Source organism: Aeoliella sp. (genome assembly GCF_965227375.1).
Taxonomy (GTDB): Bacteria; Planctomycetota; Planctomycetia; order Pirellulales; family Lacipirellulaceae; genus Aeoliella.
The window spans coordinates 2,131,569-2,155,083 of record NZ_CBDDFX010000002.1; the positions used below are offsets into that span (position 1 = coordinate 2,131,569).

At 54.2% G+C, this 23,515-nt stretch carries 18 protein-coding genes; 10 read left to right on the forward strand and 8 right to left on the reverse strand.

The window, feature by feature from the left end; genetic code table 11:
- Positions 1-105 precede the first annotated feature (105 nt).
- The 5 genes from ACQK2L_RS21345 (at position 106) to ACQK2L_RS21365 (ending at position 7,056) form a co-directional block, all read left to right on the forward strand.
- The gene (locus ACQK2L_RS21345; RefSeq protein WP_425399073.1) at positions 106-1,590 is read left to right on the forward strand and encodes a type IV secretory system conjugative DNA transfer family protein; all 1,485 of its coding nucleotides are present in this window, start codon (positions 106-108) and stop codon (positions 1,588-1,590) included.
- A 689-nt stretch (positions 1,591-2,279) separates the two neighbouring features.
- On the forward strand, positions 2,280-3,233 hold the full coding sequence (locus tag ACQK2L_RS21350; protein WP_425399074.1) for a hypothetical protein: 954 nt from the start codon (positions 2,280-2,282) through the stop codon (positions 3,231-3,233).
- Positions 3,234-3,246: 13 nt separating this feature from the next.
- Positions 3,247-4,146: a hypothetical protein gene (locus ACQK2L_RS21355; RefSeq protein WP_425399075.1), complete on the forward strand. Its 900-nt coding sequence runs from the start codon at positions 3,247-3,249 to the stop codon at positions 4,144-4,146.
- Between the two features lie 586 nt (positions 4,147-4,732).
- Positions 4,733-5,485 carry a hypothetical protein gene (locus tag ACQK2L_RS21360; RefSeq protein WP_425399076.1) on the forward strand — a complete coding sequence of 251 codons (753 nt, stop codon included), beginning with the start codon at positions 4,733-4,735 and terminating at the stop codon, positions 5,483-5,485.
- A complete protein-coding gene (locus ACQK2L_RS21365; RefSeq protein WP_425399077.1) occupies positions 5,482-7,056 on the forward strand; it encodes a hypothetical protein in 1,575 nt (524 codons plus the stop codon). The genes ACQK2L_RS21360 and ACQK2L_RS21365 overlap by 4 nt, the downstream gene beginning before the upstream one ends.
- 143 nt (positions 7,057-7,199) lie before the next feature.
- Here the strand turns inward: ACQK2L_RS21365 and ACQK2L_RS21370 are convergent, their stop codons facing one another.
- The 5 genes from ACQK2L_RS21370 to ACQK2L_RS21390 all read right to left on the reverse strand — a co-directional run bounded on the left by ACQK2L_RS21370 (position 7,200) and on the right by ACQK2L_RS21390 (position 14,013).
- Positions 7,200-10,301 (reverse strand): methyltransferase, encoded by a 3,102-nt coding sequence (locus tag ACQK2L_RS21370; RefSeq protein WP_425399078.1) that lies wholly within the window; start codon positions 10,299-10,301, stop codon positions 7,200-7,202.
- Between the two features lie 136 nt (positions 10,302-10,437).
- Positions 10,438-10,605 (reverse strand): hypothetical protein, encoded by a 168-nt coding sequence (locus ACQK2L_RS21375; RefSeq protein ID WP_425399079.1) that lies wholly within the window; start codon positions 10,603-10,605, stop codon positions 10,438-10,440.
- A gap of 394 nt (positions 10,606-10,999) precedes the next feature.
- Positions 11,000-12,223 carry an AlbA family DNA-binding domain-containing protein gene (locus tag ACQK2L_RS21380; protein ID WP_425399080.1) on the reverse strand — a complete coding sequence of 408 codons (1,224 nt, stop codon included), beginning with the start codon at positions 12,221-12,223 and terminating at the stop codon, positions 11,000-11,002.
- 7 nt (positions 12,224-12,230) lie between these two features.
- Entirely contained in the window at positions 12,231-12,782 is a 552-nt protein-coding gene (locus ACQK2L_RS21385) for a hypothetical protein (RefSeq protein ID WP_425399081.1), read from the reverse strand.
- A 262-nt stretch (positions 12,783-13,044) separates the two neighbouring features.
- A complete protein-coding gene (locus tag ACQK2L_RS21390) occupies positions 13,045-14,013 on the reverse strand; it encodes a hypothetical protein (RefSeq protein WP_425399082.1) in 969 nt (322 codons plus the stop codon).
- A gap of 1,529 nt (positions 14,014-15,542) precedes the next feature.
- Here ACQK2L_RS21390 and ACQK2L_RS21395 point away from each other — a divergent pair.
- A complete protein-coding gene (locus ACQK2L_RS21395; protein WP_425399083.1) occupies positions 15,543-16,721 on the forward strand; it encodes a LamG-like jellyroll fold domain-containing protein in 1,179 nt (392 codons plus the stop codon).
- A gap of 105 nt (positions 16,722-16,826) precedes the next feature.
- Entirely contained in the window at positions 16,827-17,915 is a 1,089-nt protein-coding gene (locus tag ACQK2L_RS21400) for a tyrosine-type recombinase/integrase (RefSeq protein WP_425399084.1), read from the forward strand.
- A gap of 938 nt (positions 17,916-18,853) precedes the next feature.
- Here ACQK2L_RS21400 and ACQK2L_RS21405 read toward each other — a convergent pair.
- Positions 18,854-19,297 carry a hypothetical protein gene (locus ACQK2L_RS21405; protein WP_425399085.1) on the reverse strand — a complete coding sequence of 148 codons (444 nt, stop codon included), beginning with the start codon at positions 19,295-19,297 and terminating at the stop codon, positions 18,854-18,856.
- An 824-nt stretch (positions 19,298-20,121) separates the two neighbouring features.
- Between ACQK2L_RS21405 and ACQK2L_RS21410 the strand changes: the two genes are divergently transcribed.
- Positions 20,122-20,325 (forward strand): hypothetical protein, encoded by a 204-nt coding sequence (locus ACQK2L_RS21410; protein ID WP_425401114.1) that lies wholly within the window; start codon positions 20,122-20,124, stop codon positions 20,323-20,325.
- 20 nt (positions 20,326-20,345) lie between these two features.
- Here ACQK2L_RS21410 and ACQK2L_RS21415 read toward each other — a convergent pair whose 3' ends face one another.
- Positions 20,346-20,915: a cysteine hydrolase family protein gene (locus tag ACQK2L_RS21415; protein ID WP_425399086.1), complete on the reverse strand. Its 570-nt coding sequence runs from the start codon at positions 20,913-20,915 to the stop codon at positions 20,346-20,348.
- 31 nt (positions 20,916-20,946) lie between these two features.
- A complete protein-coding gene (locus ACQK2L_RS21420; RefSeq protein ID WP_425399087.1) occupies positions 20,947-21,903 on the reverse strand; it encodes a helix-turn-helix domain-containing protein in 957 nt (318 codons plus the stop codon).
- A 758-nt stretch (positions 21,904-22,661) separates the two neighbouring features.
- Here ACQK2L_RS21420 and ACQK2L_RS21425 point away from each other — a divergent pair.
- A complete protein-coding gene (locus ACQK2L_RS21425; RefSeq protein WP_425399088.1) occupies positions 22,662-23,045 on the forward strand; it encodes a type II toxin-antitoxin system RelE/ParE family toxin in 384 nt (127 codons plus the stop codon).
- Positions 23,023-23,355 (forward strand): helix-turn-helix domain-containing protein, encoded by a 333-nt coding sequence (locus tag ACQK2L_RS21430; RefSeq protein ID WP_425399089.1) that lies wholly within the window; start codon positions 23,023-23,025, stop codon positions 23,353-23,355. Before ACQK2L_RS21425 ends, ACQK2L_RS21430 begins: the two co-directional genes overlap by 23 nt.
- Positions 23,356-23,515 lie beyond the last annotated feature (160 nt).

Sequence of the window (23,515 nt, forward strand, 5' to 3'; positions counted from 1 at the left end):
CAATTTCGTGCACGTCGTTACGCCAGGGGCCGAACGATTGCCAGTCCCCGGCGGGTTGCTAGACACGCATCGACCTCCGAAGGACTTGTGTGGGGAGACCGTCTGGTGTCTGACTCGGCAGCGACGAGGCACTTTCTGATTGCTGGCACCACCGGTTCCGGGAAAACGCACGTTCAGCGACTGCTCATGCAGCGTCCTCTGCTCGGTATCCGCAGTGGCATCGACTCCAGGGTTTTGATTTATGACGCCAAAGGGGACACAACGGCATTTCTAAAGAGAATCGGCGTGACGGCCCCCGTTTACTCACTTAACCCGTTTGAGGCACGGACTGAGTATCCGCAGGCTGTGAGCTGGGATGCGGGTAAGGACGTAACCTCACCAATGCGGGCTCTTAATCTGGCGGCAGCACTTCATCCAAAAGAGAGTGGGGGAACCAATCAGTATTTTGTGAATGCGGCACGCCATGTTACAGCCGGAGTGATCAATTCGCTCATCCGACACAACCACGGAGCATGGTCCTTTTCGGAGTTTGTGGCGATTTCTCTCAGTCGTGACTTGACTCGCCAAGTGCTGCAGCGTGACTCTGCAGGGCGAAGAGTTGCCGAAACGTATCTTCGTGACGACCGTACCGGAGACGACGTGTTTTCGACTGTCTGTACGCAACTGGCGTATTTTGAACCGGTGGCCGCGCTCTGGAAGAAGAGTACCAAGCGGCTCAGTATTCGTGAATGGCTTGATTCGAGTTCTATCCTGCTACTCGGACAGAACGCCACTGCCTCGGCAGCACTCGACGTACTGAATGCTCAGCTGTTTCGATTGTTTGCCGATGAAGTGGATAACCGGCTCAACTCCAGCACCCGCCGGACATGGGTGTGGCTCGAAGAAGCCAGAGAAGCCAAAGGAATTGTTGATAGCGAGGCACTACAGCTTCTGGCCAACAAGGGGAGAAGCCGCGGGGTGTGCCTGGTGCTTGCCTTTCAGGCCATCGAGGGTTTTCACTCGGCGGCCGGCAGGGAGAAGGCTGAAAATCTCGTCGCGCAGTGCAGCCACAAAGCACTTCTTCGCATGGAGTCCCACGGTTCAGCAAAATGGGCTTCCGATCTTTTGGGTCAGCACGAGAGAATCGAAGTCTTTCGATCGGATACGGACCGACTCTTGGCTGCCGAAGGTCGCAGTGAGCAAAGGGTTGTTAAGGATGCAGTGCTGCCTTCCGAGTTCTATACGCTGCCGGAAACGACCTCCAAGAATGGACTCAACGGATTTTTCGTCGCACCTGGGGCTCCTCCTCGCAAAGTGTGGCTATCGCCACGGGTGGTGGAGAATGTTGTGGTTAGCGATGTGGCGGAACGAACCGATGGCGTTGTCTATCGAGACGAAGTCGAGCAGTGGCTACCGGAACTTACGGCGGAAGAATCTGAAAGGCTCGGAGTGGAGATTTCGCAGCACCAGAACATAGAGTCAGCCCGCAAGCCGTCGAAAAAGCTTCGGCTAAGAAGTGATGCTACCTGGAGCTTCACTCAATTGTCTCAGGTCGCTGAAATAGAACAGGCGTTCTTGATCGATCAGTGTGCGGAACAGCTCAAGCAGTGACTGCGCAGGTAGCGAAGACTGTGCGGCGGCCTTACCAGAATGTCAGCAATCCATCAGTTCTTTACGTCGTGCACGAGCCTGAAACATCCGATTGACCCGTACGCGAAAAACCCGGAGAATAGGTGGAACCTCGGACTAGAAAGGTACTCCTATGTCGGCTTTTGTATTGCGATTTCAAAGTGATATCGCAGAAGTTCGTCGCGATTCTGTGAACGGCAATCGGCGTCCCTTGTCGCTACCCGACGCATTGGCGGCCGGCACCCAAACCATAACCGAAGTCAAACGAGAAGCTGCGGACACGGACTTTCACAACCTTATATATCGAGCAATCCCCAGGTCAAGGCAGAGCTAATGTCAAGTTGTTTTCTACTGCGGTTTGAAGAGTCCTGTGTGGGCGACTCCGAAGCATCGAATAACGCGGGCACCAACACGCAGACTTATGTCCGTCGAGAACAGCCCGACAGCGATGAGGCCAACTTTCGACATCGTTCGATACCAAGACTAGCAATTGGCACCCAAACGGGTACGAGAATTCGCAACGAACAACCTGACGAAGATGCGTTTTCGTCGCTTCGGTGCCTGCCAATGGCTGTGGCTGCCCATGGAGGCGGAACCAAGACCGTAACTAATGTGCGAGCCGAAGCTAGCGACAATGATCCCTCAACCAGTGAACTAAGAGCGATACCTCGATGCTCCTCGTCTTGACTAATAGCCAGGATGCCACCGCTGACTATCTCCTCCCCAAACTTCGGCAGCGTGGAATCGATCCCATCAGGCTTGACACCGATACTCTGGTCGATAGATCAATCTTCACCTTTGATCGACAAGGCCCGCGATTTCGGCTGGAAGGCAGGTGGCATGCGCCTGGGGATTTTCACGTGGTCTGGTATCGGCGTCCCGAGCGTTTGCAAGCTTCGCATCTAACCGGATCACCCGATGGAGAATACATCCTTGACGAGTGGGGTGAAATCGTAGAAGGTTTTCTTGCCCACATCCCGGAGGAGGCTTGGGTCAACCATCCGGCCCACAACTCTCGTGCCTCTTCCAAACTTGAGCAACTCACTACGGCGCAGCAGCTTGGCCTGGAAATCCCGGACACGCTGGTCACCCAGGATCCAGAAACACTTCGACAGTTCTTTCATCAACATGGGGGCGAGGCGATCGTCAAGCCGATGGCCAGCGGGCAGGTACGAAGAGAACCGGCGGAAGCCGATACCCTGGTGTACACGAACCAGGTCCTCGAAAACGATCTACTCGATCTGAGTGACCTCTCCCGGTGCCCGACACTTTTCCAGGCCCTGATTTCCAAAACTAGTGATATACGAATTACGATTGTCGATTCCGAGATTCATGCCGTAAAACTGTTGGCGACCGACGCGGATGGCAGGCAGCGCTGCGACATTCGCAGAAACAACATGAACGACGTCACCTACCAGTCGATCGCCCTTCCCGCCAATATCCAGTCCCAGCTGCAATGCCTCATGCAGCGATATGAATTGCGATTTGCCGCCATTGATATGGTAGTAGACCAACAAGGCAGCTGGTACTTCCTAGAGATTAATCCAAACGGCCAGTGGGCATGGCTGGATTTGGAAGGAGTCACAAACATTGCAGAATCGTTCGCCCGTTCCTTCTCACCCTGAACGCTAACACTCTATGTCCGAGATTGGCGCAATCGAGAGCTGGATTCAATCCGCCTTGAATTGTTTCTACCACGGTCGAGCGTGGCTCGCGGCGGCAGTTGCCTACGCGTCGCTACGGCTCTATGGCTTCGAAGTTTCATTTGCTCACGTTCGCAAAGGCGCTTACGATACCCACAAGCCGGTGCAAGTCACCTTCAAATCAAACAGCGATGTTGTGGGCCTGCTCGAGCTGTCGAAAGAATGTCTCGACAATACGGACGCTCGGCGCAAGCAAGTCACCGACAAATGCAAGACACTCCTGACCCTCACCTCCGTGCTCCTGGCGGTCATTGGAGTGTTCCTACCCAAAACGCTCGCGTCCGACAGCCATTGGGCAGGAATCGCCTTCATCATCTCTGTAGCTGCACTCCTGAATACGTTGATGTTGCTGCTGGTCTTCTTTGACATTGGGATCGAGTCCGAGGTCACCCTGGAACCGGAACTCAACAGTTATAATAGCGACGATCTCAAGAAGCACCTAGTCAATTCGAGGCTTCAATGTGTCAGCGGCGCCCAGAATCGAACAGACTATCTGGTAGACGTCTACCGAACTGCGAGATTCTTCTTTTTATCGGCATTCTCCATTGTAGTGGTGCTCCTCTTCACGAACTTCATAAGAGTGCCGGCTCCCACGTCGCATGAACGGGCCATTCATGAACTGCGCGGTAATCCTGAACTCGTAAAGCTATTGCGTGGTCCGATGGGGGAGCAAGGGGAGCAAGGAGAAAAAGGGGAGGATGGGACCATCGACACCAAAGCGGTCGTAGATGCATTACTCAGAGATCCTCGGCTGAAACAAGCGCTTGAGGAGTGGGCAAACGAAAACAATTCCGCACTGCTCCCTCACAATTCAACTCCACCGACAGGAAACTGAAACGTAGAGCGAACACTTGAAACAGTGGCCAAGCCAAAAGGATCATCTCCTGCGAAGCGAGACCCTCATTCCACCAATAGAAAGTGGATGGGATGGTACAACTGGCGGTAAGTCAACCCCGAGATGGAGGAAAGTAGATGCGGCTAGCAAGGCACTTAAAGTAGTTGCCACTCCACGCAGGACGTCACTAGCCGCATCAGCAGTGTAGCCCCACCAAAACCCTGGCTCGAAAACCACCAGATACAAAAAAGAGGCGGCACCCCCGACAACTTGCGAGAGTGCCACCCATTGCAGCATCGATAACCATCGACGCGAGCCACGCAGAGTATTCCTCGGCCGAGGTTGCTCTTCAGCAGAGCCTCGCCTAATGCTTCCTCCACGCATCGACAATTATACGCGATTGTGAAAACAAAGAAAGCAAACACCCCCTGGAGAGACGGTCAACCCAAGAATTCCAATCATCGAGGTGAGTCTCCATGCCTCAAAAAACTTCCCCAACAACATCCTCGCGAGCTCAGCTCGCGTCCACACCCTCCATCTTCCTCCATACTTCTGCGAAGACCTATAGAATCGGACTCTCATTCCCATGTTCCCCCTGCTCTTTGACAAATGCGGCGGAGGCGCGCTCGAAGATCGCATACTCCGACATGCAGAACTCTACGGCCTCACAACTCCCCACGTCGTTGAGCGACTGTTTATCCACAGCCAAGACTCTACCTCTCATCAAACCAGCCTGGAAAACGCCACTGAGCTCCTCTTAGAACTGTCCGACCGGCGGCGGCTAGCTCGCCTGGAGGGAGCGGACACCGGCTCGGAGGAGAGTTTCGAGCGGAACGCCTTCGTGTACCCCGGCCATGAACTGAGAACTGGGGACGACCTCGCGCGGCTCTGGTTTTGTTGTATGGGCGGCAAGCGTCGGCACGCGATCGAATACCGCGAAATGATTGAACAGTTTAACGCCGAGGGGATCGGTGACCGGGACGGCCCGCACCACAATTTCTTCCATGCCCTGGCCCAGGAAGAAGGAGGACCGGTGCTCTACCGGCTCTACATTTGCCGGGCCGAACGCAAGAACGCGAGAGAGCAGATGAGGAACATCATCGGCAAGAATGCCCGACCGTTTCGCTACTGGATTGATCAAGGAAGCTACGGCGTGGCGGTGCTGGTTCAGAGCCCGCAGAAACAACATGAAATCGAGCAGCTCCTGCAGAAAAGCTATGGAGGCCGCCCCACATTGCATCAACAGGCGCGCTTTATCGTGTCCGTCGTTCCCACCGAAGCGGACTACGGCATGGCCATCAAGAAGTACGAGCACGAAGCGTGGGAGTCAAATGCATGAGCGAGATCGTCCTGGGCAAGTGGATGTATGACGAGAAGGAGCCGCCGGAGCTTTCCAGGCAGGATGCCTGGCTTCCGGAAAGATCATCCAGAGAGCTGGCGAAACAGGGAGACCAGGTCCTGGTGCCCCGCGACCTTCTGAAGAACACCCACACTCATATCCGCGGAAAATCCGGGAGCGGCAAGGATAGCACGCTAATTTTGCCGCTCGCCGCCCAACTACTTCAGCCGTACGAATTGACATGGGAGGAGGCGGACGGCTCGGTCAATACTGTTTCCGAGCGAGACGCGGTGATCATGGTCGACCTGGGAGGCGATAAGGCCACGTTTGGCGCCATGAACGCACTCACCGATAGTGACCCTGATCGCGAGTTTCATTTTCTGAGCCTTGATGCAAACCATTCTCACAAGTTCGATCCTTTCCAGAGTATCCCTGCCGATGGATACCGTATCATTCGACTCTGCAATCTCTTCTTGGAGGCATTTAGCCTCGACCATGGACTGACCTACGGCGGGAGCTGGTATTCGCAGCGGAATTTGCTGTTGCTACTGAACATTTGCGAGCAACTGGTCGCCGAAAGGCGGAAGGGCAAAGAGATCACGCTCTACGACGTCGATCGCTTTCTGGCGGATCCTCAGACTGCCAGCATCCGCGACGCCGAACAGATTCGTGGCATATTCCGATTCCTGCTAGAGTACCCCCAGCTTCAACCTACGCCCCGCGACAAACAGGTGATCAACGTCAAGCAGATCATTAAAAACCGCGGCGTCTTGTTCGCCTATCTGCCTGCGATTGCTGAGGCCACCACCGCACGGCAAATCGCCGGACTGGTACTATACACGGCTGTCAACGCGGCGATGAGTCTCTACGAAGAACTAGACGTGGCGACCGGCGAGCAACGCCCCCATCCGCATACGCATATCTTTGTCAATGAATTTCACTCGATTGCTGGTAGCTCATTTGAGGCACTCTTGACTGGAGCACGAAAGTACAATATTTCCCTCTACCTGGCAAATCAGACCACTGAGTCTCTACGTACACGCGACCTTGATCTATCGGCGACGGTGCGGGACAACTGTGGCGTACGGATCTATCAAACGGTTACCGGGAAGCAGGACATCGAAGAACTGTTGACGTTTTCGCAGGAGACGACCCGTACACTCCGCAGCACAAAACCGAACGAGAGCATTCGGCTCAAAGGTCGCGGCGCACTTGGAAGCAGTTCGCTGAGCGAACAGGTGACCACCCAGCTCACCAAGGCAGAGATCTTGGACATCTCATCTCGAAAATGCGCCGGATTCGCGATCGTCGATGATGGACTGGGGCATCGAGAGCCGATTCCTCTTGAAACGGACTATTACCTTTCGCGGGAAGAGTACCTGAGGTTCCGGGCTACGCCGCTGCCGAAAACGGCGACAACGCCCCTTGAAAGTCGTCCGGGAAGACTGCGAGCCGTAATGCCCGAATGGGAAACGGCGCATCTCGACGCGGGCAAAGATGAGCTGCATCAAGCTCGAATGGATCGACTGAGCGAAGCCCTCGCTCGGTTGATTGCCGAAGAACGAGGCTAATCGAATGTCCGCATCTCGAGGCGGCAAAGTACGGATAACGGTCATCGCTCCCCCAATGGTTTGCGCGGTGGAGTCCGTCATGTGCCGCACATCTTGTGGGTTCGCGCCGAGGATCTCTCCTGCGACACCGAAAAGCTGCCTGCTCAGAATGAACGTTGGCGATTGTCGATCACAACCAGCCTCGTTCTCACCCCGGTCTGACGAAAAGCCTCTGCCCCACTAAAGGCATTCTCGGGGAGCAGGATAGACACCCCGGCGAGTTTGTCGAACCAAGTGCGAAACTCCGATGCCCGCGAATCGCTCCGGAAAAATGACCCTTCACTCATTACCGATACAAGCCTCCCTCCTGCGGCGAGGCACTCGTACGCATGACGAACGTGGTCCATGTCCTGGCCTCGTTCAAATGGCGGATTCATGACGATACGAGCGTACGTGCCCTGATGCTTGAGAAAATCCCCAAACTCCAAGTCGATACCTTTGGCGGCGAGCACCTCAGCGAGCGTACGGTTCATTTCGATAGCAGTCACCAGAGCGTGCGGGTGCCCACGCTGGATTGCTGTGACAATGTCACCTTTACCACAGGACGGCTCGAGGACGGTGTGGCCGTCTTCAATTTGAGCGAGATCGAGCATCTGCTGAATAACCGGCTGCGGAGTGGGAAAGAACCCGGGTAGGTCTTTACCAATGAGCTCGCGTTCCGCGACGAGCACCGGGTCATCCCCGCGAACCGAAGCTTTATGGGGCAGGTATTCCCGCAACGCCGCTCTAAGCTCGTGGATATCACCCAGCTTTGCGCGGTGAAGACGCTGGTAGTGAATAAGCTCATCGGAGGCTCGCTGGCAGTCTATACCGGCAGCTCTGGTACGCAACAGATAGTCGGCTAGAAGCGAGACCTCGTGTTCGGACCGAAAGGTGATGAAGTCATTTTCTGCGGACGCTTTCGGTATGCGCTTACTGAGTTTGGCGGTAAGCTGCTTTAGGCCTTTGTGGTGTGCGGTGGCCGCAGTGAGTTCACGCAGATGGCGAACATAGATGTGCGGATAGGGGTAGTTTACAAACCGCATATCGTCTTCACTGAGAGGCTTGGCCTCCTCTTCGTCGATTCGGAGCCCAAAACCGTACTCCGATTCGTCGCTCGCCTTGCGAATTGCCCGGATTCGTGCCCATCTGGCAAGCACAAGCACCCGGTCCAGTTCTTCAACGTGCGTGCGGTGCCGGACGCCATCCAGGTAATTTACCTCGCCGGTGGAGAGGGCATTCGCCACGGAATGAAGCGTTCTAGCAAGGGCCGCATCCGCATAAGCCCGACCACGAACACCGGCCTGAATGTCAGCCCGCCTGGCAGTATTTTGCAGACTCTCCCCGCTTCGCTGGATCGTCTGCTCGGCTCGCTCCATCATCTCATTGGCTAGTTCGTGGAGCCGCTCTGCAGTTGTTTGTTCTTTGCGTTCTTTCCGCTCGGCGAGAAGGTCAGTGCGGTCGGCATCGCCTGCTAGCAGGCTCGTGAAGCGGGTGGCTGCTTCTTCGCTTGAGAACTGAAACCCGGCGTCGGACTTTTTGTAGCTGGAGTACCAGCCGCCCAGCTGTTTGGCTTTACCGAGAAGTTCGCGGTAGGTTTCTTTCTCGACACGGTCGCCGAGCTGGACAATCCATAAACGGCAGTCCCGTTTCTCGTGGTAACCTTCCTTGATGGTAAATTCCACTCCGTGGACTTCATCGCTTTGGAAGCGAGCGACCGTGGACGCGGGACCGGCCTTTACCCGACGCTCACGAGCAAGGTCGGCGTGGAGCTTGTCCCAGCGGGCCATTTGCTCATCCGATAGTGCCTCTTCTCCTCGGGCCTCAATAAATACCCGAAAGTCTCGCAGGTCCTGCGGGTCATGGAGGGCCTGCAGTTGTTCGGCACGTTTGGCTTCCGCCCCAGCATAGTGGGAAATCCACTGCGCTTCAGTAACGGCCAATACCTTGGCCTTCACGGCATCAAGGTAGCTTTCGCCCATGCCGACAGTAACAGAGCCATCCAGCAGGTAGTAGCCAAGCATCTTGCGGTAAATGCTTTCAGCGTTCTGCTGCTTGTTGTTCTGCCTTGCGTTCCACTCGCCGAGGTTCCCGGCCACGTTCTTAAGCTGCGGAGCTTTATAGCGAGAGAGAAGCTCTGAGATAACAGCCTCACGGCTCTGCAGCAGCCGTTTAAAGTCAGTATGGTATTGCTCAAACGACTCGTGACGGCCGAGATCTTTTATGAGCCGCTTGAACTCGTCAAAGGTGTAGGACGATGGCTCCGGCCGCTGCGTTGCTACCTCCGGGGTAGTCAGGGCGGCCTCTATCCAGTCGTAGACCGCGTTCTGGTCGGACAGCCCGCGATCAAGGACTTCGCGGACATGTTTCCGGGTAAATCCCCACCGCCCGGCAAAACTATTAATGGTCCAGCCGTGATCACGGAGAAGTTTTCTGACTTCTATGCCAGCAAGTGTCGATGGACAATCGCACCGCGTCAGTTCGCGGGCGGTTTCTGGAATCCTCAACACGGAGATGCGGGGTTCACCGTACTGCGGTTCCGTGACGTGAATGACACCCCGGTCGCGCAGTGTGGCGAGGGCCGCGTGTACTGCGTTTTCCTGCGGTCGGTCGGGATCAAAGTCAGTATGTCCAAAGCGCGTCCGAAGTTCGCTCGCGGCAAATTCCCGGCCCGGCGTGGCGGCAAGGTGGGCCAGCATTTGTTTATCGGAAATAGGCTGAGGGACGCGGTCGACGTCCGAGAAGCCGCTCTCGGGTGCGTGTTTCGCGTTGACCTGGGCGACGACCGAGGCGAGCGATACCCGGCGGTCTACTGGCATACCCTCCGGCTCGGGGGCGGGGTAAATGGCTCCGACAGAAAACCATTGTCCTTCGGTGCCCAGGGTAAAGCGGACCCTGACCTGTTTTCGGGCGTGGCTGATTCCCACGACAACTCCAGCCTTGAAATTGTCTTTACCGAACCAGGCTTCGACAGTGTCGTCTCGCTTGATGAGAAAGCGGTGGGCGGCCCCGTCCATGCCGGGCTGAACACGGTCGACGGTAATCGTGTTATGGTCACACAATGCCTCGGAGTCGGGCCAGTGGTGGGGGTTGGAGCTTTCGTAGACGATTTGCCGGTCGGGGCGTACCAGTGGGGGAGGAGGCAGGCAGGTATTCTCTGCAACGATTTCAGGCTCTTGTTGAACGGGCTTCGGTTCCTCGAATCGAAGGGATTTTTGATACTGCATGTCGGCCTCCTGTGGTGCTGTTATGGGCCATGCGATAGAAACCGTGCCTTATAGAGACGGCGCGAGCCTGATAGGCAGGCGAGGACGGCGGCACGTAGAGTTCGTGCGTTGGAAAGGGCTTCCGTGCCCTGGGGGGTCAGTAGGTTTCCTGACCTTCACCACATCCGGGGCAACTCAGGCGTCGCTGTTGCTCGATGTAGCGTGCCAGGAGTTCTTCCTGGGTCAGTTCCTGCTCGCAGCGCTGATGTTGGTCCGAGGACTGAGGTTTCGTTGTGTCGTTGGTGTGATGTTCGTCTTGTATCATTGCTTCTCCCGCGGTGGTGATTGTTGCCCCTCACTGCAAGCTGGGGGTGACAATCACCACCGCGGGATTTGATCCAAGTTAACGCACACGGCCGGGACAAGGGTGTGCCTGGGTTCTTCAATCCAACCAATACCGACAGAGAGCGAATAGCTGTCCGTCAGGTGGACGGTGATGCTTCGCTCCAATTGCGCAGGCCGAGATCGCTACGTCCTGCGTATGGATTTCCTCAAGCGGTCTGCATTACGAGGCCAAGCCAACACCGTCGCCCAGCAATCCAACGATTGACAAGTCGCTTCTCAAACCCGAGCTACTCCGGACGTAGAGAGCTTGAAAGACTGGCCTTTGCTGCACCATGGTCGCCATGTTGGAAGCGATGAATCTAATGAGTGACTGGTTATTTTGGTTTCCAATCGCCATTTTCATCGTAGTTGAAGCTGCGTGCGAAGCCGCATGCATTCCAGACAGCATCAAACATGGGACGAAGGGATTTTGCAACATCTTCGTCAAAGCTCTCCAACACAACATCCGGCATCAGAGCAACCTCCCGGTCAATCACTTGTAGCTCTCCTGACAAGAGCCGTGATGGATGGACGTAGAGGAAAGAGCCTTTGCAGTTGAGCAATGCCATTGATACGTAAACCGGTGGAGCAATGGCAAGCTTTTGGTATCCCTGGATGTAGCTCTCAACTGCCGAAATCACAGACTGTTCGTAGGCAACACTGGCGATGCCACCGACTCCATCTTGTACGGGACTGCCCTGTGCGGCCCGAAGTATATCGGCATATACTGCCTCGACGATGCCGTTGAAGAATAGCTGACAATAGCTCTTGTTTAGCTCCCCGTCTTCTTTGCTGGTAGAGTGCAGTACGAACCCATCCAGGTTGTACCTGTAATTCCATCCACCCGTAGCGATTGGGGGAAAGAGCGTACGCAATGGATGACTGTTCGTAAGGTCAATGCGCCCTGCGGCTGCTAAGCTGGAGAGAGGGATTAGGTGAAGCACAAGCCGATGTGGCGTCTTCAACAGAACGGGTGTTTCATCGGCCACCACCTTGGCAATGCGGTCGATCCGAAACTGACGAATCCGCTGTGCTTGCGAGTCTGTAGCCAGGAATGCCGTGCGGAGTTCGTCGACATCAAGCTGGTATTTTCCGGCAGAATGCCGTGAGTAGAAACGAGAGCTGCCTTTGTAAACGACTGCGTGTGGTGCGGCGAAGCTCTTTGGGATGCGTAGCATAATGACACAACCAACGTTATCTGCACCCCAACCGCTGATAACGCGGATGGCGACGGGGAGGCGGGGGCTGATACCGTTGCGGATTATTTCTTCGAGACGGAGCTTTGCCTCGTCTGTCACTGCTGTCGAAATTGGTTGCACTCCCCCCGCAGCGCCGGTCTTCGTACCTGAGGAGTCCACTTCGGGTTGGATGCCGAACAGGATATCACCGCCGGATGCATTGGCAAACGATGACACATCTGCCAGAAACTCCTTCTTGGCCGAATCGGTATTGCCGGGCAGCTGTTGTTTATATTCCAGTGTTTTCGATTCACTCACTCGATCTGCGATAAGAGCGTCAACATCCTGCCTGTCGATGATATCAATTGGTCTCTTAATCATGGCGTGTTTAGCTTAGCTTTCCCGTTTGAGGATCCCAATGCGTACGCAGGTAGTTGAGGTACGCGGGAACAATCTCATAGACACCCGCGCGTCGATGCTGGCGGATGATTCCCTTCCGAACCAGCATTTCTACCTCAGGGCCCCACACAACTTTGTGGCCACCAATCTCGTACTCGTGAATTTGTGTTGTACCTTCCTCGATATAGCGAAGAACAAAACTACGCTGCCAGTTGGTCAGGCTGAGCAAGGTGTCAAGTAGTCGGAGTTCACGTTGTTGTGCGGTGTCCAATTGTTTGCGACGTGCGTTGCGTTTTGTAGCGACTTGCTGCACGGCTGATGCGATTAGCCAGCACGAGAGAAATGCCGTTAAAAAGATGACAGAGAGAGCTACTGGCAAGCCCAGCGGACCTCGTTTGTCGAGTTCAGCGATCCAGGCAGCGTCAGCGGAGGTAAAATAGACGATTGCGACGACCAGTAGCGCGCACAGCAAGCTCACCGCATTTTTAGCGCGGATATTCTTTTCGAGAAGCCAAGTTGCTAAATCTACAAGTGGTTTCATGGAAAATTCTCCGCCACGCTACGAACCAGCCACTTGCGTCTTCAGTCAATGGACTCCGACCGAAGGTTGTTCACCGCTGTATTGATGGAGTTCCAGCACACGAATGACGCGCTGGAATGTAGTGGGGGATGTGCTGGAGCAGGCTTCTGCAGCCAGTGAGGAATGCTTCGATGCAGTGTGATCTTGCGGACGAAAGTGAGAGCTTCCCTTGTCTCGATCGCATGATCTCCAATTGCCATTTCCTTAGATTTGCTTGAGGTTTTTACTGTACGTTCGGGGATATCTGGTCCAGGCTCGCTGAGAGCCCAATCCCCAGCTTCGCAACTGCTTCGAGAAGTTTACTGACTTCTTGACTACCCATCACGACCTTTCGGCCAACGACGGCGTTTGTGTCTCCCGTAACTTTCATGTACTTTTCGTCGACAACTCCCATTTTATGGGCGAGTAGGTGTCGTTTCTGGAAGCATCGCACGAGTAGCTTCCACTCATCCGCGGAAACCGTGCTGTGCAGCGAGAATCCGAAAAGCGCCTGCAGTGCCTCCTCCGCAGTTGTGAGATTCTGAAATGAGATTGCAGTTGCTTTCTTTGAATTTGATGATCGGTCAGCATAGGTGCCGACCTCCGCACGACCGAAGCCATCGAACGATGACACGGCATTCTCCAATGCGTCGCCAACCAGGTGTTGCTGCAGTTCGGTGTCTTCGGCGGTAGTGGCCAACTCCAGTTCCTTCCGAGCTAGCTCCAGGTTCTTCTCCAGGATTTGGAGCGAATTGTGAACGCCGCAGTCGGGACAAAATCCGAAGACTCCATAGATCGTGTATTGCAGAGAACATGCTGCACATTGGACCTTAGTTTCAAGCTCTTTCTCTACATAGTACTGGATTGTGGACGGTTTTGATCGAACATCCATCTTGAGCGATAGCAGCCCACCGGAAGACTTGCGATTGAAAGATCTGGCTATACCCTTCAGGTCCTTGGTCACCGCTCCCATGACTTGTTGCAAGACGACGGACTTCGCGTATTCCAGTTGCTGGGCCGTGGCGAAGTCGGACTGCTCAGCCTTATGGCCGCAGTAGGGGCAGACACAGGCCGTCACGTTCTCTAGTCCAGTACCGGGCGTGATCTTGAAATACGACTCGCACTCTGGGCATTCGCGCCCAAGATAGCCCTCCTCATCGGTGGGAATAGACACTGAAAAGTTGCTACCGAGACTACGCAGGTGTCGACTCATGATTCCCTCCAGTGTAATGGTGGTATTTAAAATATCCCCAGAGATTAAGTGATACTGAGAGTGTTACGAGTGGTTGCAGTCTCGCTAGTGGTATGAGGAAATAGATCAATTGGAGCGAATAGAGGTTCGCTACGAGTCTGGAAGTCTTCCAGCAAATTGGGATCGGCCGGAACAGCTTCTTTAACTCGACAATCGCAGAAGGACTCGCGGCAGATTAAGGTCGCGGTATCTCCGTGCTAATTCTTGCGTTTCTCCGCTATTACGAGTTCTTCTTCCAACTCTTACCGTCAATCTCCCTAACATGAGGCGAAACAACCGCTGGCCCTCGTTGCAGCTACCACTCGGGTGCCACCATTTTGCACCCTGGAGAGGAGGTAAATCCAACTCATAGAAGGGCAGGATCCCATTATGGCACATGACGCCGAAAATAGCACCGGGAGATTGGGGACTGTGTTGTCGGGCCTGGCGGTTCCGTAGAGCACCTCTGTGGCGCATAGAAGACGCGGGGCTATCGGCCGCATCGGAAGCATTTTATGCGTCGCTGTTGGTCGACGTAGCGGACGTGGAGTGCTTCCTGAGGCTCTTCCTGCTCGCTAAGCTGATGCGATTCCGACGACGAACATCTCGTTGTGTCGGTGGTGTGTTCTTCGTCTTACATTGTCGGCGATCCTGGTAGAATCGGGGTCGAGGTGCCAAGATTCATGAAAGCTAGCTGTGTCAAAGATGCACTGCGTTAGTAATGCTGCATAGGCAACTCAATGTCAGCCAACACATCAGAGAACTGCATGCCATTAAGGTACAGTATCCTCAAGGGCGAAGGAAAGTTGGGCGGCTACCTATGATCTGGATTAGTTGTGAACCAAGCAATTGCAGGGCGTTAGACTTTTGTTGCATAGGCTACCCCTATTATGGTAGAGGTGAAGAACGTGCTGTGCTAACTCGGGGGATGTTGCAATCATGAAGTATACCATTGTATCTGCCATGGCTTGGCTATCCGCGCTAAGTTGGGTCGATGTCGCTGAGGCAAGGCACCACAGTCTTTTATTGCAATGCAGGATTGAATTTGCCGAGCTACGGGAGGGGCATACCACTACGCCCCATGGACTCGATGGTTCACTCAGGTTTGCGATCGACCTTGCGAGAGCACGGGGTCGTACATCTTACATCAAAGTTCTGGAGGTGAACGCTGACAAAGTGGGCAATGTGGCATTCGCAGGAAAGCTGAGAGCTATCGTCAGTAACGTAGGATGGCCGGTCGGGAACGTGGGAGGCCCCCATGAAACGGGCCCGTTAAATCGGAGCCATTATGTAATGAGTATTAGTCACACAAATAACGGCTCCACGGTGTCGTATGCCAGAGCGTACTTCTCGAAGGAGATATTCCCACGAGTCGAAGGCTACTCTGGGGATCACGGCATCGCCGACTATGCCGTTTCCTGTGAACCCATGCGTCGGTTGCGTAGTCGAGTTAACTATAGATTGCGCCACTGACACAAATTACAGATCCTCACAACTCTTGGAGAGAAGTGATGTCCTTTCCACCTTCGCGATGGTCACTTGGATTCATAGCGGCTCTGGTACTGGTAACTTTTTGCTGCCGTAGTAAGGGAGGCTCGCTGCTCCTAAGTGATACCGGGGGCAAAGTGTTTCTGTCCGGCTCTACAAGTCTAGGGGGGGCCGTAACTGTTGAGGCGCGTCTACTATTTACGGACGATTTTTCGGGATTCGGCTTAGTTTTCAATGAATATCGCTTTGCCACTGAAGACAAAGCATTATACGTGGGCCCGGAAAGTCTGCAGGGATACTTCCTGGGTGCTTCTCCGCCGAGTCGCATTGTTGCGAATAGACAGATTCAGTTGAATGTATGGCATCACGTTGCCTGGGAATTGTCCGGTGGTGTAGAGCGTTTATATGTTGATGGGCAGGTAGTTCGAGAGCGAGCCGCGCAGGGAGGAGTCACGGACCATGCTGAAGGGGTTGCCACATTCGGTTCAAATCGCGGCCAGGATGCCATGCTTGGTTACATCGACTGGTTTCGCCTGAGCAATTCGGCTGCATACGGAGGAGTTCCATTCGCTCCGCCGACCGGAGGGGCCGCGCCGATCAGCAATCCAGTGATGCTGTTTAACTTTGACCAAGTGGGAGCGTCGTCCTTTTCAAACGAAGCTGGTGGAGCACATGAAGCCGTATTAGGGTCGTTTTCGCAGGTGGTACCCAGTCCGGCCGCCCCAACTATGGGCGACGCGAACGGCGATGGCCAACTCGACACTATGGACTACAGCGCACTTTGGCTTGGAATCACCAATGCCACCGGTTTTGCTACTACCTACCCGAGTGTCGAACTTGAACGGGTTGGTGACGTGAATGGTAGTGGTGAAGTTGACATCCATGATGCGATCGTGCTCAGCGATTGGTTTCAGTTGCCGTTGCCAGGTGACTTCAACAGAGACAATCAAGTGTCGTTGGCAGACTATACCGTGTGGCGAAATACGCTTGGGGCAAATGGCGTTGGACTTGAAGCTGACGGTGACTTCGATTCGGATGTCGACGCGGGGGATTACCAAGTATGGAAACTTGCATTCGGTCACCGGCGGAGCCCATTGCCGTCCCTGAGGACCTGGACCGTGCCCGAACCGGAGACCTGGATTCAGTGCGGACTAGCACTCACCATTTGCGGATCGTTTGCTTGCCGCAGAGGCATTCACTAACAAGCATAACTTTTCTACAGTCATGTCTTGCGCTGTGGTTGCAGTTCCGATAATGTGCTTTATAGGTCCTCATTTTGAGGTCATGATGGGTCAGGTAGAAGACTGTTGAAGCAGCGACCAACAAGCAACCAAGCATCACATCCGACCATTATTCCGGCGAGCATCGCCGAGCCATTGAACGCTGCCGACCTATCTACGCTCGCCATCCCCGATGATCTCTCGACCAGCGGTCAGGTTGCAAAGTGCCTTCGACGACTCTTACCGACGCTCGACTTAGCCGGTCCGATTGCGGCGATCGTGCCGTGGCTCTGCGATAAGTGCCCACGTGAAAACAGTCGTCGGGCGTATCTTGGTGATCTGGCCGAGTTCTTCCGCCATTTCGATGCTGTTGGCATCGAGCCGCTCGGCATCACAGCCGACCATGTCGCACTCTACAAGGAGTCACTCACCCGGGCCGGCAAGAAACCAACGACTATCTGCCGCATTTTATCGGTCATTCGCGGGGCGTATCAGCAGTTCGGCCGCAAAGGGCTTGTTGGCTGGAAGACTGTCGGGGACATCCAGGCTGTTGAGAGCCCACGAGTCAAGAAAAACACCACGCCTGCCCTCACGGACGTAGAAGCCCGATCGCTATTGCACGCGCCGCATACATCGACACTCATTGGTTGCCGTGATCATGCATTGCTGTTCACCTATTTCATGACTACTTGTCGTGCCAGTGCTGTGGCACATGCCACTGTGGGGGATCTTGACCGGAGTGGTGCCGACTGGTTTCTGACCGTCGTTGAAAAAGGTGGCAAGGAAGAACGTAAAGCCCTAATCGATGCCTCATCAGCTGTACTCGCATGGATTAATCGTGCCGGCATCGGTGACCGACCCGAGTATCCCCTGTTCCCCGCTATCGGTAGAGACAGAAAAAGCATTGAGGATCGCCATCTGACTACGCACCGGATACGCAACATCGTCAGAAAATACGCCCGGAAGGCCGGCATTCAAGTCGAACGCCCCGGGCGACGGTCGATCTGCACCCACTCACTTCGCAAGACTTCCATTACTAGCGCGCTCAACAACGGCGCCACCATGCAACAGGCCAAGGCCCTGGCCGGCCACGCCAGTATCCGCACGACCGAACTTTACTATGAAGAGAATGAACGCGACGCGGAAGAGGCGGCAAAGCGAATTCAGATTCGCTAATGGATCCGACTACAGACCAGAAGACTCTGCTCATCAATCCGCTAGATCAGATGCGGTAAGCGAAGACTTTCGACGTGTAGAATTGCTACGCCCCTACGGGCAGTGGAGCTGCCAGAGGCGGAGCGGGCATTGCCGGTCCCAGAGTCCCAGGGTCCACTTCACCGTCACAATAGTCGAGTTTCGCCAGGTGCACTGCAGAGTGAGGTGTTTTATACGGATTACTGGGGGTCGAAAAGTTAGGGACATAGAACTCAACTTTACTGGATAACGTTCGACAATGGCGCTCTCCAAAACAGATATAGTTGTCTGGAATGCTAGTCGTTACATGGAAGAGAGCATTGAAAATAACTCGCGTTCTCCCAATGAGGCCCGTTGGCCGCAATCGGCCAATCTCGCGATGCTCCTGTAGCCTGATGTTGTCCAATCTAACCACGAGTGATTTTGCCAAGCCTTTAGTGCAATCGGCTGTTTCGTGACCTTTCCTGGGTGGTCGGCCCGCAGAACCATAATAGTATTCAATCCACTCGGTGCAGACGTTGTCGAAGTCCGTCCGCAATATGTCAGGCGCCAGGCCATGCTGCTCAAGCAATCCCAACTTACGGGCGATGCCGAGACCCATGAGACTCTCTAGCTGATACGGAACGAAGAAGAGCGGGAGGTCCGTAATGTGGGGGTGTGCGGTTGCAGAGGCCGGCAGCACGTAGTCGGATAAACCGATTCGCAGTTCGGCCATCTGACGGCGCGAGGGGATTCCGAATGTAACGGTGTCAAGCGTTTTTTCACGTCCAACGAGCACCGGCATTTCAATGCACCTATCGTCTAGGGTACGACGGTATCCGCAGAGATAGAGAGAAGCAGATTTATGCTCCTACCATCCCTTGGATCACATCCCATGGTTTATCTTGACTACAAGATCAAACCCATCAAGAGTTGATAGATTAGGCGCCGCGGCGAGTCTCTGAAGGATCAAAGACGTAGTCGATTTCGTATTTTGAGTCTATCGTTTCGCCGGGCTCTACCTTCTTCTCCGCCCACTTTCTTACCACGGTCTCTTCTTTATCTGCAAATGCAACATGTTCTAACGCAACACCGTCTATAATCTCTCTTGCGATATGCTTGCCCCGATATGGAGCTATAATCTCCTGCCAAGCGATTACAGCGTCCTCACTCTCAAGCTGCGCCGCTTCAATGTCGAATTCCTCAGAACCAAGGGCTTGGTTTTGCTCGTTCTGGAAATAGGAGGTGGCTTCCTCCTCTGTCAGCCGGACTTTCACTTCAGGTGAGCCACTTTGGTCACTCATCGCCAGCGCTTCTGCCTCGAGATCAATGGAATTATCAGAGTTGCTATTCTTACGTCCTCCGGCATGTGATTGCTTTCCCATACGACTGGTCCTTCCTATTCTGTGGAGGCTACTCATGGATGCATGCTCCGACGAGTTGGTACGGATACGGGGACGCGTAATCTCCGTATGATACCAACTCACCGCTACTACTCCAAGGTAGTCACCGATTCCATTCAGTTCATCAGTTCTGCCATAAAGGCAGCAAAAAACCAAGGAAAAAATCGCTGTGCAGGGCCCTAGAGCGGACCTATGAGTCCGTTTGTATCCGGTGACCTGAAAAATGCAATATCAACAAGTAGTTGAAACCCACTAATTTCGCCCATTTAGGCCAACTCTTGCTTACGTTCCCGGCAGATCTTCGCCTATTTTGACCGCGATGCTCCCGACCGGCTTTTCCACGGTGCTCCCGTGAAAGGAACGTGCCTGCATCGGTGACCAACCGGAGTATCCCCTGTTCCCCGCCCCGGCTGTGACCTAAGGAGTGTCGAATACGACCTCTCCACATACCGTATGCGCCGGACATCACTACACTCATCGGCTGTCGCTACCATGCACTCATCCTCCCGCATTTCATGACGGCGAGCTGGGGAAGTGTCGTGGCACGTTCCCCAGTTGGCGATGTCGACCGGAACGGCGCGGACTAATTCCTTACCGTTGATTAAAAAAGGCTGCGACGAAGAAGCAAGTCCTTGATCGATGCCTCATCGTCCGTCCTGGCTTGGGTTGATCGTGCCGGAATTGGCGACCCACACGAGTATCCCCGCTTCCCTGCCATCGGCCGAGACAGAAAAAGTATCGAAGCTCGCCACCTCACCACACACCGTATCCGCAACATCATCAAGAAGTAAGCCAGGCAAGCAGGAATTCAGGTCGAGCGTCCAGGCCGCCGGGCGATTTGTTCCCACTCTCTACGGAAGACATCGATTACCAGTGACCTCAACAACGGTGCCACTATGCAACAGGCCAAGGCCCTTGCCGGCCACGCCAGTATCTGCACGACGGAACGCTACTACGAGGAGAACGATCACGATGCCGAAGAAGCGGCCAAGCGAATTCAGATTCGCTAATTGCGATGAAGCTCGATTGGCTACCCGGGAGGGGGCAACATTCCCTGAAGCTCGTCTGAAGTAACTAACCTGAGATTTGTTAGCCACTGCAGGTAGACGCACGCCTCTTTCCTGGGAACCTTGAATGACTCAACACAATCGCTGGCAAGATAGATGTGGTAGCCGAAGTTGTAAGCATCCACACAGGTAAATCGGATACATACATCACACGAATAGCCAGACACTACTAGGGTATCAACACCGTGCTTAATTAACACGCTTTGCAGCGTGGTATTGAAGAACGCACTGAATCTCGTTTTTCTCACAACCGCTTCATGAGGTAGTGGCTCCAAGCCATCGACAAACTGCGACGACTCTACCCCTTTGACGAGGTGATTACACCAAACATCTGGGCCTTCGCTTTTCCATGCTTCTGGCCAATCGGATTTATCCGATTCGTAAACGGTATGCACATGAACTATTGGCACACAGGTATCCCGCCCCCACTTCAACAGCTTCCTGCAGTTGTCCACAAACCCACATCTCAGCGCAGCGGGATTCTCTCTGAAGAAGAATCTCTGCATATCAATAATAAGAAGAGCACATTTCATCGCGTTTGTCTTCCTGAAGTCGCAATCTTGCTTAGCACCTACTCGACGGCTGCATAACCTTGGCCAGGATATCAAGGTGTGGTTTGAGAGTAGCAACTATCTCACGTGTATCTTCTGGTGGCAACACGCTTACCTCACCGAATGGATGAGGTGTTGACAAATTCAGATTGAGCACTCCCGCCCCGCTAGTTATGGATGAATTGCCCGGACTTGGGATTGACAAAGCGATGAGGGACGCAAAGTGATCTTGACACTCCCATGCACGGTACTGTTCTGTAATCCTCTTTCCCTCGTTCTGGTCGAGATTGTACTCGCTGGGCAGAAGCCTGGTGACCATTCTATCTACATAGTCAATCCCTTGTGATGCGAACGCAGCACCACTTCCTCTCCAAGGCTTGCCTTCAATGTCGATGGGAATGACGCGTGGCGTCGCTGTTCTCGGCACTTCACTGAACACAACTTGCAGCCACCCCAGCGTTCCGGCACTCGCAGATGTTACGAGTTTGGCACTGTTGCATGCGTCAGGCTGCTCAATGCGTTCCATCACGTCAACCCATGCGATATCGGGATGGATAAGAAGCCTGCAAAGCTCGCCCACGTGCAAGAGGTACCTGTCAACCATTTGGCGACTCAACTCTCCTGCGGTCAGCATCTGGTGAGCCAGTTCCACAATATCTCTCACCATGGAGGCTGGTACGTACTCTTGGGCTGCCTCATCCTGCCTCTGTGCCTGCTCGGTGTGAGGTGGATCAATGCGGCGAACCTCCTTGTAAAGCTCCTTGTAGTTGTTGACCTTTAGAGCGGTGCCCAGCTTCTTGTACGTTGGAACACTTCCGCTACGCGTCTCATTGAGCAGAGAAGTAAGCGTATCCTTATTTAAGCCCGCGGCTGCTGCCAATTGTTTCTGTGTATCATAACCTTCCTGTTTCATCCGTTCGAAGATGACATCTAGCTCGGGAATCCGCTCGACGCGCGGCATGTCGGACACCGTTGGGTTCAAGTTCGGATCGTGTTCAGAAGATTCGTATTCTAGCGGGACTGCATCGATAATACCGAGACATTTTCGGCTTTGGACGGAGCAGTTCTTCGCTAATATAGCTGTCAGGAAGTGGGTGCACCACTATTTCGTCCCAGTTGGACCTGGCCCGTTCAGCTTCACCCCATCAGCAGAGGAGTTTGCCATGCAGAAGCGTGGAACCTATGCCCAGCCCTTCAAGGCGGGAACTGCAGCAACCAGCCACGTCACCAAGACGACACTGGGTACGGTTGCTACGAGCGGCCCCAACAAGGGTTGCATCGTAAAGCCTGTACGCACAAACGGTACCTAACCGATAGTGCAAGGCACCTGATTCACCGGGGACGCCTAGTGAATCGTCAACACCCATGGCCAGTCTGGTTGGATCCAGGCTGGCCTTTCTTGTTTGTTGCGTCAGTCATGACGCGCAGCGTCATGACCTGGCGCTGGAACCGGCGAGCGAAAGCGGACCGGGAAGTGACTTGTCGGGTGCAAGTCCCGATGTAGGCCTTGATAACAGGAACTTCTAGCCAAACCGCAAGGGTGGAATCTGCACTGGAGTGCTCGTCCACGCTATCTGTCTCTTTCTTGCTCGTTGGACGCAGAGTCGATTTCAACGATTGTATATGGCCCTGGATCGATTTGACATTGTGTCAACCCACCGGGCAAGGCAAAGCTACTTGACAAGACGCCGCTGACAATATACCCTATAATGTATAGTCGGATGTGGCATGGAAGAAGCAGATAGACCACTAAGTGCCGAGGTGCTCTGGGAAGGCGACAGCCTGGAAGTGCTACGCGGCTTCCCCAAGTCGATCACGCGGAGTCTCGGACGTGAAATCCAGCGATTGCAAGAAGGTGAGCGACCGCTGGATAGCCGTCCGATGCAGTCGATCGGTCAAGGTGTATTTGAACTGCGCCAGGCCGACAAGGATGGCTGGTACCGGGTAATCTACCTTAGGAAAGTCGGCTCCCGGCTATTCGTGCTGCATAGCTTCGTGAAGAAGTCGGCGAAGACAAGTGCCAAGGATCTGTCAATCGCCAGATTTCGCCTCCAGGCGGTGCAAGCGAGACTACTTGAGGAGAAGAAAGATGCTAAAAAACGAAACAAATAAACCGAGCCACGTTTCTACTCCAGACACACTCTGGGAGGACCTTGGCTTCTCACCGGAAGAGGCAGCGGTGGAGCGAATAAAAACTAAGCTCCACCTTGAACTGATCAAGACTGTGGGTAAACGGGGTCTCACGCAGAAAGAAGTTGGCGAGCTACTTGGTATGCGACAACCGCATGTGAGTAAGCTCCTGAAGGGTGATCTCACCCGCACGTCGGTCGACAGGCTAACTAAGTATCTTCACTTGCTTGGCAAGACCGTGTCGGTCTCGGTTCGCACAGCGACGCGTATGCAAGGATCTGAGGTTGCCTAAAGGAGGCGTTCGGCGTAATGGGCTTAGCTTCCCAATTGGTGGCGCAGTGGCGTACCATCTGGTTGAGTGTTTTTTGGGGCTATTCCCCTGCTTCGAAGACCAGAAATGATGGCATCAGGCGAAACGGTGCTGATCAACAAAGAACAGCGAGGGTGCCGAT